The organism is Brucella anthropi ATCC 49188 (assembly GCF_000017405.1).
GTDB lineage: Bacteria > Pseudomonadota > Alphaproteobacteria > Rhizobiales > Rhizobiaceae > Brucella > Brucella anthropi.
Window position 1 is genome coordinate 1,027,316 of record NC_009667.1, and the last position, 14,587, is coordinate 1,041,902.

Below are 14,587 nucleotides of genomic sequence, written 5' to 3' on the forward strand. Positions count from 1 at the left end.
CGCCCTATTTTTGCTCGCTGGTACGCGTTGCAGCCTGACGGCCGAAATCAGGCGCATCCACTTCCTGACCTGCATCGATGATGCCGCGCCGGACAGCGCGCGTGCGCGTGAAAAGGTCGAACAGCGCTTCACCATCCCCCCAGCGGATCGAGCGCTGAAGCGAGGCGAGATCTTCCGAAAAACGCCCGAGCATTTCGAGGATGGCATCCTTGTTGTGCAGGCATACATCGCGCCACATCGTCGGATCGGATGCGGCCAGTCGCGTGAAATCGCGGAAACCGGAAGCCGAGTATTTGATGACTTCCGACTTGGTCACCTGTTCCAGATCACTGGCTGTGCCAACGATATTGTAGGCGATGATGTGCGGCAGATGCGAGACAATGGCCAGCACCAGATCGTGGTGCTGCGGGTCCATGCGATCAAGTCGTGAGCCGCAGGCGACCCAGAACTCGCTCAGCTTTTCGAGAGCTGCTTCACTCGTGTCGGGCAGGGGCGTCAGAATGCACCAGCGATTGGTGAAAAGCTCTGCAAAGCCGGCATCCGGGCCGGAATATTCCGTGCCTGCGAGCGGGTGGCCGGGAATGAAATGCACATTGTCCGGCAATTCCGGCTGCATCTGCGCAATCACGGAAGCCTTGGTGGAGCCAACATCGGTGACGATGGCACCGGGCTTGAGGTTTGCCGCGATCTGGCGTGCAACCGTTCCTGACGAGCCGACCGGCACAGATACAACGATCAGATCGGCATCCTTGACGGCCTCAGCACTGTCGGTGGTGTAGCTGTCACCGAGACCCAGTTCATCGGCCCGCTTCAGTGTTTCACTGCTGCGCGTGGCGATGGCGATATGATCGGCGAGCTTTTCGCGTCGAATGACGCGCGCCAGCGATGAGCCAATAAGGCCGATGCCGATCAGGGCGATCTTGTTGAAATGGATCGTGGACATTGTACTACTTCAAAAATTCGGTCAGGGCGACGACGACGCCACGATTGGCTTCCTCCGGTCCGACCGTCATGCGCAAGGCATTGGGGAACCCGTAACCGCCGACGCGACGCAGTATATAGCCACGCCCGGAGAGCCACTCGTCGGCCTTGTCGGCGGAATGCGCGCCATTGTCCGGAAAATGGATCAGCAGGAAGTTCGTGACTGACGGCGTAACCCGAAGACCAAGTCTGGTGAACTCTTCGGTCAGCCAGCCAAGCCATTTGTCGTTGTAGGTGATCGATTTTTCGACGTGGGCGCGATCGCGGATGGCCGCAGCACCGGCGGCAATGGCGGCCGAATTCATATTGAATGGCCCGCGGATGCGATTGACGGCATCGACCACATGCAGCGGCGCATACATCCAGCCAATACGTAGACCCGGAAGCCCGTGGATTTTTGAGAAGGTGCGCGTCATGACAACATTCTCGTTGGATGAAACGAGTTCGAGGCCCGATTCATAGTCATTGCGACGAACATATTCTGCATAGGCCGCATCGAGAACCAGAAGCACATGCTTCGGCAATCCGGCATGAAGGCGGCGGACTTCCTCGAAAGGCAGATAGGTTCCGGTTGGATTGGCCGGATTGGCGATGAAGACGATCTTCGTGCGTGGCGACAGGCCAGCCAGAATGGCATCCACGTCGATACGCTCGTTCTTCTCCTTCACCGTGATCGGCGTCGCGCCGGCACCCAGCGTCTGGATCTTGTAGACGGCAAAACCGTGCTCCGTGATGATGGCTTCGTCGCCCGGAGCAAGATAGGTCTGGCAGATCAGGCCAAGCAGCTCGTCGGAACCATTGCCGCACAGGATGTTGGCCATGTTGAGCCCCTGCGTTTCGGCAATTGCCTCACGCAGCGCCAGGGCCTGTCCATCGGGATAAAGCTCCAGCTTCTCGCCTGCGTGTCGATAGGCTTCGACCGCATGCGGGCTAGGCCCGATTGGCGTTTCGTTGGAGGAGAGCTTATAGACCTTGGCAACGCCTTCCACATGTTCCTTGCCGGGTACGTAGGCTGCGATGTCGAGCAGGCCTGCCTTGGGCTGGGGACGGGTAAGGTTCTGCGTATCGGTCATGATTTTGGCTCCGCCAAAAGGTCAATGTTAAAGTTACGATGGGTTAAAGTTACGATGGCGGCATATCCCGCCATTGCGTCCAAGTCGAGAAAAACCTTGTTCGGTAATACTTGCAGACCGCAGCAACTGTACGTTTTCCCGGGCGATGATGCGCAAATGCCCTAACTCTTTTGATCTGTCTTGCTTGTCCGTGCCGGTGCTTTCCGTAATCCGCCAACAGGTGTGCCCTGAGGTGCGAGAACCGGAACGAAGACACGGCGCGAGGAGCGCTGTGCGACAGGCAGTCCCTGATAAAGACGCTTTTGCGCTTCCACCACCAGAACGCCTGAAAAGACCGGCCACAGTCTCCGCCCCATGCCTTCCAGCGCCAGACAGGGCCGCATCATCCATCGGCGCGTGGCGGGCGGAAAATGCAGGGCATCGCTCACCGTGCTCACGGTGAAATTCGCTTCACGCAGCAAGGTCGTCAGCTGTGTGCGGCTATAAGGTCGCCCGCTGCCGAAAGGTGTATGCTCGAAGCGGGCCCAGACACCGCGCCGGTTCGGCACCACGATGACGAGCCGCCCATTGGGGGCGAGGACGCGCCACATCTCTTTCAGCGTTTCTGTCGGATTTTCCGCATACTCCAGCGCATGCACCATAAGCACCCGATCGATCGAGGAATCGGGTAGCGGCAGTTCCTCATCGAAAACAAGCGCTGTTGCCGTTTTCTCTACTGAGGGCCAGGCGACGGCTCCCTGACCGGCAGGCATGAACGCGAATGTCCGCTCCGTATCGGCGCTGAAGCGGTCGAGATAGGGCAGGCTGTAGCCCATGCCGACAAGCCGCTCTCCCGGCACGTGACCCCATAGGCCGGCAAGCGCCATGCGAATGGCGCGTTCCGCGAGATGGCCCAGCGTGGTGTCGTAAAATGATCGCAGTTCGATGATGTCTGGATGCATGAATGTCACGCTATATGAAATCTTGACGCTGGGAAATGGAGAAGCCGGAGCATCTTCATCTGGTGGGGTGCAATTTCCTCAAACCATGCTATAGAGCGTGCCTTTCCGGCGCCTTTGATCGCGCCAAAGTCTGCGCGAAAGCGAACGATCAGGAGAAGCAGCAGATGCCCGAAGTCGGTGGCAAGACAATCGAAGTTCTCTTTAGCCCGGACGAGATTGCCGGTCGCAATCTCGAGCTCGCCAAGGCCATTGCTGAACGCAAGTTCCACAACCTGCTGACGATTTCGATCCTGAAGGGTTCCTTCATCTTTGCAGCCGACCTCATCCGCGCAATGCATGATGCGGGCGTGGAGCCCGATGTCGAATTCATCACGGTTTCAAGCTACGGCAAGGGCACGACAAGCGCCGAAGTTCGTCTTCTGCGCGATATCGACAGCGATGTTCGCGACCGCGATGTACTGCTGATCGATGATATTCTGGAGTCTGGAAAGACACTGAAATTCGTTCGCGAACTTATGCTGGAACGCGGAGCGCGGAGCGTCAGCATTGCTGTTCTTCTCGACAAGAGCGTGCGCCGCAAGGTCGATCTTGATGCCGATTTCGTGGCTTTCGAATGCCCCGACTATTTTGTCGTCGGTTATGGCATGGACGTTGGGCACGCCTTCCGCCAGTTGCCTTTTGTCGGTCGTGTGATGGATTAAGGCTCCGGCCTGCTTCTCAATCGAACTTCAGCAGACGCTGCAGATATTCCTTTTCCATCTGCGGCGTCAGGGCATTACCAAGTTTGCGGCGGATTTCATCGAGAATTTCACGCGCGCGCTGAATATCGATTTCACCTGGAATCTTGACGTCATCGTTGAGGCCGCTGTCGCCGGTACCTTGCTGGCGCCCAAGCGGATCCCTTCCCCGACTGCCATTGGCGCCACTTTGCCCCCGACCTTGCTGGCCCATGGCCTGCTGCATTTTCTGCATCATGTCGCGTCCGCCGCGACGCAGTGCATCGAGTGCGCTGCCCTGCTGGTCGCTTGCTTCGGCACCTTCGCTGCGGCCCAACGCATCAGTGGCGTTGCCCATTGATTTTCCGGCATCCGAAAAATCCTTGCCGGGTTCAATACCCATGCCTTTCAAATCGTCCATCAGTTTTTGCAGATCGGATTGAAGGTCCTTTTGCTGCTGCTGCAGTTTGCGCATGGTTTCCGCCATATCGGGTGGCACATCGCCTTTCCCGCCCTGACCGTTCTCGCTCTGGCCGTTTTCGGTTTCACCGCCCGGCTGTCCGCCGCCCATGGAACCGTCATCACCCGGGAACATGTTGTCGCCGAATTCGCCCTCACCATCGCTACCACCGAATTGGCGTTGCATCTTCTGATCGAGATCGAAGGTTTCGTTCATCGTCTTTTGCTGGCGTTGCATTAGCTCGCCGAGCTTGTTCATCTGCTGCTGCATCTGGCCTTGTTGGCCCTGCTGACCTTGTCCCTGACCTTGCTGACCCTGTTGCATCTGTCCCATCTGCAGATTGTTCATCAGGTTCTGCAATTGCGACAGCAGTTCTTCCGCCTGATCGCGTGAGCCCTGACGCGCGAGATTTTCGATCTGGTCCATCATGCGCTGGAGGTCTTTTTCCGTCAGCATTCGCGCATTGGGATCGGGAGCGGCTTGGCGTGCATTGGGATTCTGTTGCTGGCGCTGGGCGAATTCCCGCAGGAAATCCTGCATCGCCTTGCGTAGCTCTGCCGAAAGCTTTTCGATCTCCTCTTGTGAGGCGCCGTTCTGGAGAGCGTCTTTCAGGGCCTCCTGTGCCTGCCGCAGGCGCTTTTCGGCGGCAGACAGATTTCCATCTTCGATGCCAAGGGCCACCTGCCACATATAATCCGCTGCATCGCGCAAGGCGTCATCGCTCCTGGCGAGACGAAGACGTGTACCAATCGTGACCAGACCCAGATAATGGGCTGCATTCTTGATGGTTTCGTCCGGGCGAAGCGTGATTGCCGACAGCATGTCGAGCACATGATCGCGCTGCGTCGCATCGAGCGCGAGGATACGGCGCTGTTCCGCAACGGCGCGGGCAAGTGGATTGCTGAAAGGGCGCTCGGGCAAAGTGATGATCTTGGTTTCGCTGCGACCCGTTTGTCCGGCGGCGTCGGTTACGACCAGCGTGAGCGCAACTTTTTCACCTGCCCAAGGATGCTCGGTCAGGTCTTTCGACGTCGTGGCGTCCTTCACACCGCGGCGCGGCAGTGCAAGCGGCAGTTCCGGTGCATCGTAGAGCGGTGCGGCTTCCTCATCTTCATCATTGTTGAGCGGGATGATCTCACCTTCGGCCTTTACTGGCGCGTAGTCGTCCTCGATCTGATAGGAAAGTTGCAATGTGCCATTCAGCGCGTGTCCCGGCTCTTTCGTGAAGCGGATCGTTGGCGGGTTATCCGGCGTGACGACAAATTTCCAGCGGGCATCGGTGCCGGAAAGCGCTATGGTTTCATCCTGCTGCAAATCGTAGCGGAAGTTGCGGCTTCCATCGACGACGGCCTGTTCTGCAGGCTCCTTCTGGTCTTCCTTCGCGTTTACCGGCTGTACGTCGCGGCGCTCGCCCTTCGCATCGGTCGCAGTCAGGCGCTCGGAACCGCCACCGATCACGCGGACCGACAGAATGCTGCCTTGCGGTACATTGATTGCGGCCTGTTCGCTGTTGTTCGTCGTGGTCAGGAAGACCGGAGCGCGGCCAGTATAGCGCGGCGGCGTTACCCATGCATCGATGCGGGCAACGGCGGTTCCATCGCTTGGACGGATATGAAAGGCGTCGGCAATGCGCCCACTGTTTGGGCTGAGGCTGTAGGCGAAGGCGGTCACGAAGAGCAGGGCGACCACCGCACGAATGCCGAAGGGGTCGTGTTCGGGAACACGCGTATAAGGCAGGCCGGATTGCAGGTTCTTGAGCCGGTCCGCCATGCGGCGCTGGTGTTCCCGCCACAGGGCGACAGCGAATGGATCGTGTTCGCCTGTTGCCATGTGGCCTGTCTGGACGGAAAGCGGTTCGTGAACGAGACCGTTGATCGCCTCGATACGACTTGTGACGTCGCTTTCCGCCGGGGTGCGAAACCGGAACGGCAGATAAAGCGCAATGAGGGCGGCAATACCGAATAGCGTCAGCACGCCGATATGCAGCCAACGGGGCATCATGCCGAACAGGCCGAACCAGCTCAGGCTGGCAAACAGACCGATGATGAGGATTAGTGGCAGGATCAGCGGCCAGAATCGCTCGAAGCTGATCGAAAGAAAGGCACGCAGACGCAGACGGCGCAGGCTGGCACCATCGCCTGAAAACAGCCGCAGAAAAACATCCCACGCATGACGCGGCGGGTTTTTCCTGTCGTTGCTGCTATCTGTCTGCGGGGCCGCCTTAGGGGCAGTCATAGGTCTCGTCTTTCGCGTCAGCCGATTTCGGTTCGGCTGACAGGATAACACGCATCATGGCAAAGGCGAGGCTTTGCCCCGAGATTTATGGGCCATGATAAATGTGGGCCATGAATAATTATGGTCGCGAGACCTATAACCATTCCGGTACGGAATCGAGCGCGAGCAGTTCTTCATAGGTACGGCGCGGACGCACGACATGATAACGGTCGCCGTCAACCAGCACTTCGGGGATGAGCAGACGGCTGTTGTAGGTGCTGGAAAGCACCGCGCCATATGCACCCGTCGTGCAGACGGCAATCAGATCGCCTGGAGCAGGCTTTGCCACTTCCCGGTCGAGGCCGAGATAGTCGCCTGTTTCGCAGACCGGACCGACAAAATCGGCACGAATACGCGGCGCATCATCCTTCGGCAAAGTGACAGGCTTGATGTCGTGGAACGCATCATAAAGCGTCGGACGAATCAAATCGTTCATTGCCGCATCCACGATGACGAAGTTCTTGGCGTCGCCTTCCTTGACGAAGATCACTTCCGTTACCAGAAGCCCGGCATTGCCGACGATCAGGCGGCCCGGTTCGAACACCGTTTTCAGGCCCAGCGGCTTGATGTGCTTGGCGACGATTTCTGCATAGGCGACGGGTAGCGGCGGAGGTGTATTGTCTGTGCGGTAGGGAATGCCGAGCCCCCCGCCAACATCGACGTGGCGGATGTTGTGACCGTCGGCCTGCAGTTCCTTGACCAGTTGCGCCATCAGGGCGAATGCATTGTCGAACGGCTCGAGGTCGATGATCTGGCTACCGATATGCATATCGATACCGACTACGTCGAGACCGGGCAGGCTCGCTGCGCGGGCATAGGCCTCACGCGCCTTGACGCGCGGAATGCCGAACTTGTTTTCAGATTTGCCAGTTGAAATCTTGGCGTGGGTCTTCGCATCCACATCGGGATTGATGCGCAGCGATACGGATGCGACCTTGCCTGCCTTGACGGCGCGAGCGGAAAGAATTTCCAGCTCTGGTTCGGATTCAACATTGAAGCAATAGATGCCCGCTTCAAGCGCGAAGTCCATTTCGTGTGGAGTCTTGCCAACGCCTGAAAAGACGATCTTGTTGGCCGGGATGCCTGCAGCAAGCGCCCGGCGGATTTCGCCTTCCGAAACGGTGTCCGCGCCGGCGCCAAGCTTCGCCAGAGTTTTCAGCACGGCCAGGTTCGAATTGGCTTTCAGCGCGTAGGTCACGAGCGTTTCCATGCCGGCGAAGGCTTCGCTGAACACGCGGAAATGACGCTCGATGGTCGCGCGGGAATAAACGTAAAAAGGGGTGCCAACGGCCTGTGCGATTTCAGGCAGGCTGACATTTTCGGCGTGAAGAACGCCGTTGCGATGTTCGAAATGGTTCACGGGAATGCCCTGCAGCAGAAACTTACAACAGCTTGTCGAGGATGATCGGCTTGTCTTCCTTCGGTTTCGGCTTGGTGTGGCCCTGTTCGTCCGTCACGACGGCGGATGGCGGCGGCTCCAGCGGGCCCTTGCGACCGCAAGCGGCGAGCGTTGCCGCAAGCGCGGCGATCAGAAGCACGGAAGAAATGGCGGAGCGGCCTGTCATCAGCGTTGGTTCCCGAAATATATGATCTTGCTCTAAGTTTTGTCTTTACGCATGTCTTCCAAAACCGGTTCCCACTTTTGGAAGACATGCTCTAGGTCTAACTCATAATGCCCGAAAGTGGAATCATCAGTTCGACAGATGATTCCACATGACGTCATGTTGATCGATTATCAGGCCTTGGTGATGCGCTTCTTCCAGTAACGAATCTGGCGACGCACCTCCTGCGGGGCCGTGCCACCGAAGGACTGACGGCTTTTCACTGATTTCTCGACCGTCAGATAGCCGAAAATCGCATCCGTGATGCCCGGATGAATTGACTGCAGTTCCTCAAGTGAAAGCTTTGCCAGATCGACCTTGCGGCTTTCAGCCAGAGCGACTGCGCGACCGGTGACGTGATGTGCCTCACGGAAGGGCAGCCCCAGTTCACGCACCAGCCAGTCGGCGAGATCGGTCGCAGTGGAATAGCCTGAACCGGCCGCCTTTTTCATTGACGCTACATTGATCGTCAGGTCGCGCACCATGCCGGCCATGGCGGCGATGGCGAGTTCCAGGTTTTCAGCTGCATCGAAAACCTGTTCCTTGTCTTCTTGCATGTCCTTGGAGTAGGCGAGCGGCAGTCCCTTCATGATGGTCAAAAGCGCGACCAGCGAACCGTTGATGCGGCCCGTCTTGGCGCGAACCAGTTCTGCTGCATCCGGGTTTTTCTTCTGCGGCATGATCGACGAGCCGGTGGAGAAAGCATCGGACAGGCGCACGAAATTGAATTGCGGCGTCGACCAGATGACGATTTCTTCCGCAAGGCGCGACAGATGACCGGCGCAGATCGCAGCAAGCGACAGAAACTCCAGCGCATAGTCGCGGTCGGAAACGCTATCGAGAGAATTGCGGGTCGGTTCGCGAAAGCCGAGCGCCTTGGCTGTCATATGGCGGTCGATCGGGAAGCCCGTGCCTGCAAGGGCTGCAGCACCCAAAGGCGATTCGTCCATACGTTCGATTGCGTCACGCACGCGCGACAGGTCGCGACCGAACATTTCGACATAGGCCATGCAATGATGACCAAAAGTGACAGGCTGCGCGGTCTGGAGATGGGTGAAACCCGGCATGACCGTCGCCGCATGTTCTTCGGCACGTTCCAGAAACGCTTCGATCAGATTCTTGAGGGCGGCGGCGGTCTTTTCCAGTTCCTGCTTCACCCAGAGGCGAAAGTCGACGGCCACCTGATCGTTACGCGAACGGGCGGTGTGGAGCCGTCCGGCGGACGGGCCGATCAGATCGGCAAGCCGCGCCTCGATGTTCATATGAATGTCTTCAAGCTTGCGCGAGAAGGTGAACTTGCCGTCCTCGATTTCCTTGAGGATGGTTTTCAGACCATCTTCGATTTGTCGATGGTCTTCTGCCGCAATAATGCCTGTCTTTGCCAGCATGGCTGCATGGGCGAGCGAGCCTTGAATATCCTGCGCATAGAGCTTGCGGTCGAAGCCGATCGATGCATTGATCTCTTCCATGATCGCATCGGGCCCTGAGGCAAAACGGCCGCCCCACATCTGGTTGCTTGATTTTTGTTCGCTCATGCTCATATGCCCCGAGTGACGGTTTGGCGGAATATTGGAAAGAAGTAACGCGACATGGCAGAAGACAACGAAAAGGCGAATTCCGAACAGCAGGCGAAATCGGGAAATCGCAAGATCGTCCTTCTTGCCGCCCTTGCCGGTGTCATTGCCGGTATCGGGGCGGTATACGTGATGGAGCGCCCTTCTGGCAATGTGGTTGCCCAGAATGTTTCGACGAATGTTTCAGCGGAAAGCGATGAAGCTTCGGCGCAATGCGTGTTGAAAGCGGATAAGCTTAAGGCACTTGATACAGCTGCCACCGGGGGCGTGGCGGCGATGCGTGCCGCTGAAAAGCCGATTTCCGTCTCGCATATTGCTTTCGCAGGCCCGGACGGCAAGCAGATGACGCTCGGCGATTTCAAGGGCAAGACACTGCTGGTCAATCTCTGGGCGACGTGGTGCGCGCCATGCCGCGAGGAAATGCCAGCTCTCGACAAGCTCGAGGCCGAAAAAGGCGGGGCCGATTTCGAGGTCGTCGCAATCAACATCGACACCGGCTCGGATGACAAGCCCAAGGGCTTTCTGAACGAAATCGGCATCAAGAATCTGGCCCTGCACCGGGACGCTTCCATGTCGAGCTTCAACGAACTGAAGCGCAAGAATCTGGCTTTCGGCCTTCCGGTGACATTGCTTGTCGATAAGGACGGCTGCCAGATTGCATCCATGAACGGTCCGGCGCCATGGGATAGCCCGGAAGCGGCTAAACTCATCGAAGCGGCAAAGAATCTTTAGCCTCGACAAACGACGAAATCAGTGGCTTGCTCCCTTTTCAAGAGAGAGAGCTGCCCATGAGCCTTGAAGTCTGGCTTGCATTTTCCGCCGCGTCCATCGTGCTTCTGGTCATCCCGGGGCCGACCGTCTTGCTCGTCGTCTCATATGCCTTGGGGCAGGGCTGGAAAGCGGCTTTCCCGATGGCTGTCGGTGTCGCCCTTGGCGACTTTACCGCGATGACGCTTTCCATGCTTGGTGTGGGTGCGCTGCTGGCAGCGTCGGCAACCGTGTTCACCGCCGTTAAATGGGCAGGTGCCGCTTATCTGATCTGGCTCGGCATAAAACTGTTTCGCGCTGGTGGAACACTTCATGCCAGTGCCCGACACGACAAGGTGCATCCGGCGCGGATGCTGGTTCATGCGTGGCTCGTGACAGCGCTCAATCCGAAGAGCATCACCTTTTTCGTTGCTTTTCTTCCGCAGTTTCTTAGCCCGCACCGGGATTTCCTCACCCAGATGCTGGTTTTCGAAAGCACGTTCCTCGTACTCGCTTTCCTCAATGCTTTTACCTATGCACTTCTGGCGACCCGGGCACGCCGCTTCTTCTCAAGCGAACGCGCGCTGCGCATTTTCAATCGGGCTGGCGGAACATTGCTGATCGGTGCTGGCGTCGCGACTGCCTCAATGCGATCAACCTGAGACGAAACCCGCGCGTTTTAGCCGGACGATGGCAAGATCAAGTGCGGAAAGGAATGCAGAGCGGTCCTTGGGCGAAAATGGAGCGGGTCCGCCTGTAACTTCGCCTGCGGAACGCAAACTATCCATCAGATTGCGCGTCGCCAGCGTGTTGCCGATGGTGCTTTGGGTGTGAACGCGTCCGTTCGGTGCGATCACCGAAGCGCCTTTTTCGAGCGAGCGGCTTGCCAAAGGAATGTCGGCGGTAATCACGATTGCACCCGGTCGCGAATTCTCGGCGATCCAGTCGTCGGCGGCGTCGAGCTTGTCCGATACGATAACCCGTTCCACACGCTCCGCATCGCGGGGAATGGCAATGAAACTGTTGGCCACCAGCATGACCGGCAGATTGTGCCGTTCCGCCACGCGATAGATTTCAGCTTTCACCGGGCAGGCGTCAGCATCGACGAGAATGCGGATGGTTTCAGGTTCAATGTTCATGCCGCTTCATAAAATGCGGGCGGCTGTTTGGCAAATTCAACGCTGCGATCAGTTTTATGCGATAGGCGTTCGCCGCAAAGCGGTATAAGGCGGGCCGCGAAAGTGAGAGTTCTGCCATGGCCGCCCGTTTGTTCCCCGTCATGTTTGTCCTGCTTTGGGCCACCGGTTTTATCGGAGCCGGGCTTTCCATGCCTTATGCCGAACCATTTACTTTCATGGCGGTGCGTTTTTCCATCGCGGCTGTCATCATGACACTTTGGGCGCTGGCGAGCCGGAGTATCTGGCCGAAAGGCGATGTGCTTCTTCATGCGGCGATTGCCGGTTGTCTCATCCACGGTGTTTATCTTTCCGCCTTGTTCTGGGCCGTTCACCACGGCCTGCCTGCGGGAATGTCAGGTCTGGTGGCGGGCCTTCAGCCGATGTTGACCACGCTGATTGCGGCCATTCTTCTGGGAGAACGAGCGAGCGGGCGGCAATGGACGGGGCTTCTGATCGGTTTCTGCGGCGTCGCCATGGTGGTATGGCCGAAGTTTTCGGCTGGCAGTGGTGTCGATCCGAAAAGCCTGGCGGCGGCATTTTTGGCTGTGGTGGCGATCAGCACTGGCACAGTCTGGCAGAAGCGGTTCGGCACGGCTGGTGATCTCAAGGCCGGGACGGCGGTGCAATACATCGCTGCGGCCATTTTGACTGCTATCTGTGCCTTTGCTTTCGAAACACGCGTCATGATCTGGTCGCCATCGCTGATTTTTGCTCTGGTCTGGCTGACGCTTGCTATTTCTATCGGTGCCATTCTGGCGCTTCTCGTCATGATCCGCGAAGGCGCCATGTCGAAAGTCGCATCGTTGTTCTATCTGGTGCCCGGCACCGCCGCGATCATGGCCTATCTGATTTTTGGTGAAACGCTATCGGCAATCCAGATTGCAGGTATGGTGGTGACGACGCTTGGCGTTGCACTGACTACTTTACGTCGATAAGCTCGGGTTGTTGTTCGCGCTTGCGAAAAATCATGATCGCGGCGTTTATTTCCGCACCGATGATGAAAATTGCCGAGAGCATATAGAGAAAGACGATGGCCACCATGATGGAGGCGAGGCCCGCATAGGTCGTCACATAGGTGGCGAAAGTTTCCAGATATTTTGCGAAGGCCATCGCGGCGGCAAGCCAGGCGATGAGCGTGATCAATATGCCGGGCAGTATGTCACCGAGGCTGCGGCGTCCGGCTGGAAGCCAGATATGCACCATGAACAGTGCCAGAACCAGAACCCCCACTGCCACAGTATAGCGCCAGAACGCAATCGTTCCTGTGAACGGCGCTATATCGGGAAACCATTGTTCGGCAAGACGCACGGCAAGCGGGGCCAGAACCAGCAGAAAGCTGATTGCCATCAGGCTCAGAGTGCCGACGAGAACGAAGCCCAGACTTTGCAAGCGGCAGAAAATGATCGAGCGCTGGTCGGTGACGCGATAGGCTCGGTTGAGCGCGATGCGCAGCGCCTCCACGCCGTTGGAGGCGAAATAGGCCGCTGCAATAACGCTCAATGTCAGAAGTCCGCTGCGCTGCACGGTCAGCACGTTCATCACTTCGTTGGCAATTGGGGCTGCGATGTTCGACGGCCACATATCGAAGATGACATGCACCGCCGTATCGGCGAATTCCTTGGTGCCGAGAAAGCTTGCAAGCGTTGTGGCAAAGATAAGGAACGGAAACAATGCCATCAGGCCGGAAAGGGCTATATGGCTAGCGAAGGCCCAGCCATCGTCCGAACTGAAATGACCGATGACATCATAGGTGATCTGACGGAGAAAACGTCTGATTTTTCGCATCCGCAGATTTGTCCCTCAAAGCCCTGATCGGTATTCGATAGTGTTCAGCCGGTGTTTCAAGGCCTTAAATCTAGCATTGGTCTGCGGATTGCAAGGGCGCGACCCGTTTTAAACCGGAGCCGAATCAAGCAAGCTTGGCGAAATGACAGCGGGAAACGAACATATGGCTCCGGCACAAACCGGTCAGAACCGACAGCGTAATATCATCATCACCGGCTGTTCCTCCGGTATCGGTGCCTATTGTGCCGAAGCACTGCACAGTCAAGGCTGGCGCGTCTTTGCGACCGCCCGCAAGGATGCGGATATTGCGGCACTCAAGGCGCAGGGAATGGAAGCGCATTATCTCGACTATACGGAACCGCAGTCGATCGCGGTCTTAGCCGATGAGGTGCTGCGCCAGACGGACGGCAAGCTCGATGCCCTGTTCAATAATGGTGCTTATGCTCAACCCGGCGCGATAGAGGACTTGCCGGTCGAAGCCTTACGCCAGCAGTTCGAAGCCAATTTCTTCGGTTGGCACGACCTTACCCGACGCGTGGTTCCGGTCATGCGCAGGCAAGGGCATGGGCGCATCGTGCATTGCTCGTCGATCCTCGGCCTCGTACCGATGAAATGGCGCGGTGCTTATGTGGCGTCAAAGTTTGCGCTTGAAGGACTGATGCTTGCGCAGCGCATGGAGCTGGAAGGCTCCGGTATCGATGTGTCGCTGATCGAGCCTGGCCCGATTGCTTCGCGCTTCACTTACAACGCCGCCAGCCACGCCAGAGCCAATATCGACATGGAAGCTTCGGTGCATCGCGAGCTTTACCAGCGCCAGATGGCGAAACTGGAAGGCGGCGGTACAAAATCCAAGAACAAGCTTGGACCGGAAGCCGTCTATGCTGTACTGCTTCATGCATTGGAGGCGCCGCGTCCCCGCCCGCATTATGTGGTGACGAGACCGGCGAAACTTGGGTCACTGGCACGGCGCCTGATGCCGGCACGCTGGCTCTACCGGATGCTGTCCGACCAGTCATGAGGTCAGGAACAGTGCGCGTGGGAAGGAAATAAAATGGACGTTCTGTTCAAGGGCGCGGCAATGGTGGCCATGTTTGCTGTGGCCGTCGTTCTGATCATCGGTCTGCGCAACATGATGCGCGGCGGTGACGGCAATTTCTCGAACAAGATGATGCAGCTGCGTGTTTTCCTGCAGTTCATTGCCATCGTTCTGATCGTTGGTGCGATCTATTTTGCCCGCCAGAAAACTGGCCAGTAAAT

General features: G+C 57.7%; 15 protein-coding genes. 6 read left to right on the forward strand and 9 right to left on the reverse strand.

The features are described from left to right. Window positions 1–4: 4 nt before the first annotated feature. The 3 genes from OANT_RS05120 to OANT_RS05130 all read right to left on the reverse strand — a co-directional run bounded on the left by OANT_RS05120 (window position 5) and on the right by OANT_RS05130 (window position 2,995). Window positions 5–943, reverse strand: a complete 939-nt coding sequence (locus tag OANT_RS05120; RefSeq protein WP_012091173.1) for a prephenate/arogenate dehydrogenase family protein — start codon at window positions 941–943, stop codon at window positions 5–7. A gap of 4 nt (window positions 944–947) precedes the next feature. Further along, complete coding sequence (gene hisC, locus OANT_RS05125) at window positions 948–2,054, reverse strand: histidinol-phosphate transaminase (protein ID WP_012091174.1); 1,107 nt, start codon at window positions 2,052–2,054, stop codon at window positions 948–950. Window positions 2,055–2,215: 161 nt separating this feature from the next. Next, window positions 2,216–2,995 carry a class I SAM-dependent methyltransferase gene (locus OANT_RS05130; protein ID WP_012091175.1) on the reverse strand — a complete coding sequence of 260 codons (780 nt, stop codon included), beginning with the start codon at window positions 2,993–2,995 and terminating at the stop codon, window positions 2,216–2,218. A 164-nt stretch (window positions 2,996–3,159) separates the two neighbouring features. Between OANT_RS05130 and hpt the strand changes: the two genes are divergently transcribed. Beyond that, window positions 3,160–3,696 carry a hypoxanthine phosphoribosyltransferase gene (hpt, locus tag OANT_RS05135; RefSeq protein WP_010657532.1) on the forward strand — a complete coding sequence of 179 codons (537 nt, stop codon included), beginning with the start codon at window positions 3,160–3,162 and terminating at the stop codon, window positions 3,694–3,696. A gap of 16 nt (window positions 3,697–3,712) precedes the next feature. Here the strand turns inward: hpt and OANT_RS05140 are convergent, their stop codons facing one another. The 4 genes from OANT_RS05140 to argH form a co-directional block, all read right to left on the reverse strand. Continuing rightward, window positions 3,713–6,406: a TIGR02302 family protein gene (locus OANT_RS05140; RefSeq protein ID WP_012091176.1), complete on the reverse strand. Its 2,694-nt coding sequence runs from the start codon at window positions 6,404–6,406 to the stop codon at window positions 3,713–3,715. 133 nt (window positions 6,407–6,539) lie between these two features. Further along, window positions 6,540–7,805 (reverse strand): diaminopimelate decarboxylase, encoded by a 1,266-nt coding sequence (gene lysA / locus OANT_RS05145; RefSeq protein WP_012091177.1) that lies wholly within the window; start codon window positions 7,803–7,805, stop codon window positions 6,540–6,542. A gap of 22 nt (window positions 7,806–7,827) precedes the next feature. Next, the gene (gene lptM, locus OANT_RS05150; protein ID WP_006467922.1) at window positions 7,828–8,010 is read right to left on the reverse strand and encodes an LPS translocon maturation chaperone LptM; all 183 of its coding nucleotides are present in this window, start codon (window positions 8,008–8,010) and stop codon (window positions 7,828–7,830) included. Between the two features lie 170 nt (window positions 8,011–8,180). Then, on the reverse strand, window positions 8,181–9,581 hold the full coding sequence (gene argH / locus OANT_RS05155; RefSeq protein ID WP_012091178.1) for an argininosuccinate lyase: 1,401 nt from the start codon (window positions 9,579–9,581) through the stop codon (window positions 8,181–8,183). A gap of 54 nt (window positions 9,582–9,635) precedes the next feature. Here argH and tlpA point away from each other — a divergent pair, with 54 nt between their 5' ends. Beyond that, on the forward strand, window positions 9,636–10,352 hold the full coding sequence (tlpA, locus tag OANT_RS05160) for a thiol:disulfide interchange protein TlpA (protein ID WP_012091179.1): 717 nt from the start codon (window positions 9,636–9,638) through the stop codon (window positions 10,350–10,352). Between the two features lie 56 nt (window positions 10,353–10,408). Next, complete coding sequence (locus OANT_RS05165) at window positions 10,409–11,029, forward strand: LysE family translocator (protein WP_012091180.1); 621 nt, start codon at window positions 10,409–10,411, stop codon at window positions 11,027–11,029. Here OANT_RS05165 and OANT_RS05170 read toward each other — a convergent pair. Beyond that, the gene (locus tag OANT_RS05170; protein ID WP_012091181.1) at window positions 11,021–11,506 is read right to left on the reverse strand and encodes a YaiI/YqxD family protein; all 486 of its coding nucleotides are present in this window, start codon (window positions 11,504–11,506) and stop codon (window positions 11,021–11,023) included. The two genes, OANT_RS05165 and OANT_RS05170, sit on opposite strands and share 9 nt — an antisense overlap. A gap of 116 nt (window positions 11,507–11,622) precedes the next feature. Here OANT_RS05170 and OANT_RS05175 point away from each other — a divergent pair, with 116 nt between their 5' ends. Continuing rightward, a complete protein-coding gene (locus OANT_RS05175) occupies window positions 11,623–12,480 on the forward strand; it encodes a DMT family transporter (RefSeq protein ID WP_010657525.1) in 858 nt (285 codons plus the stop codon). Here OANT_RS05175 and OANT_RS05180 read toward each other — a convergent pair. Further along, window positions 12,464–13,330, reverse strand: coding sequence for a YihY/virulence factor BrkB family protein (locus tag OANT_RS05180; protein ID WP_012091182.1), 867 nt, complete (start codon window positions 13,328–13,330; stop codon window positions 12,464–12,466). The genes OANT_RS05175 and OANT_RS05180 overlap by 17 nt on opposite strands. Window positions 13,331–13,493: 163 nt before the next feature. Between OANT_RS05180 and OANT_RS05185 the strand changes: the two genes are divergently transcribed. Then, a complete protein-coding gene (locus OANT_RS05185; protein ID WP_012091183.1) occupies window positions 13,494–14,348 on the forward strand; it encodes an SDR family oxidoreductase in 855 nt (284 codons plus the stop codon). 33 nt (window positions 14,349–14,381) lie between these two features. Further along, window positions 14,382–14,585 (forward strand): twin transmembrane helix small protein, encoded by a 204-nt coding sequence (locus OANT_RS05190; protein ID WP_010657522.1) that lies wholly within the window; start codon window positions 14,382–14,384, stop codon window positions 14,583–14,585. Window positions 14,586–14,587: the final 2 nt, after the last annotated feature.

Excerpts from the sequence above, each read along its gene's own strand:
- OANT_RS05120 (WP_012091173.1), bottom strand. The coding sequence starts at position 943 with ATGTCCACGATCCATTTCAACAAGATCGCCCTGATCGGCATCGGCCTT.
- hisC (WP_012091174.1), bottom strand. The coding sequence starts at position 2,054 with ATGACCGATACGCAGAACCTTACCCGTCCCCAGCCCAAGGCAGGCCTG.
- OANT_RS05130 (WP_012091175.1), bottom strand. The coding sequence starts at position 2,995 with ATGCATCCAGACATCATCGAACTGCGATCATTTTACGACACCACGCTG.
- hpt (WP_010657532.1), top strand. The coding sequence starts at position 3,160 with ATGCCCGAAGTCGGTGGCAAGACAATCGAAGTTCTCTTTAGCCCGGAC.
- OANT_RS05140 (WP_012091176.1), bottom strand. The coding sequence starts at position 6,406 with ATGACTGCCCCTAAGGCGGCCCCGCAGACAGATAGCAGCAACGACAGG.
- lptM (WP_006467922.1), bottom strand. The coding sequence starts at position 8,010 with ATGACAGGCCGCTCCGCCATTTCTTCCGTGCTTCTGATCGCCGCGCTT.
- argH (WP_012091178.1), bottom strand. The coding sequence starts at position 9,581 with ATGAGCGAACAAAAATCAAGCAACCAGATGTGGGGCGGCCGTTTTGCC.
- tlpA (WP_012091179.1), top strand. The coding sequence starts at position 9,636 with ATGGCAGAAGACAACGAAAAGGCGAATTCCGAACAGCAGGCGAAATCG.
- OANT_RS05165 (WP_012091180.1), top strand. The coding sequence starts at position 10,409 with ATGAGCCTTGAAGTCTGGCTTGCATTTTCCGCCGCGTCCATCGTGCTT.
- OANT_RS05170 (WP_012091181.1), bottom strand. The coding sequence starts at position 11,506 with ATGAACATTGAACCTGAAACCATCCGCATTCTCGTCGATGCTGACGCC.
- OANT_RS05175 (WP_010657525.1), top strand. The coding sequence starts at position 11,623 with ATGGCCGCCCGTTTGTTCCCCGTCATGTTTGTCCTGCTTTGGGCCACC.
- OANT_RS05180 (WP_012091182.1), bottom strand. The coding sequence starts at position 13,330 with ATGCGAAAAATCAGACGTTTTCTCCGTCAGATCACCTATGATGTCATC.
- OANT_RS05185 (WP_012091183.1), top strand. The coding sequence starts at position 13,494 with ATGGCTCCGGCACAAACCGGTCAGAACCGACAGCGTAATATCATCATC.
- OANT_RS05190 (WP_010657522.1), top strand. The coding sequence starts at position 14,382 with ATGGACGTTCTGTTCAAGGGCGCGGCAATGGTGGCCATGTTTGCTGTG.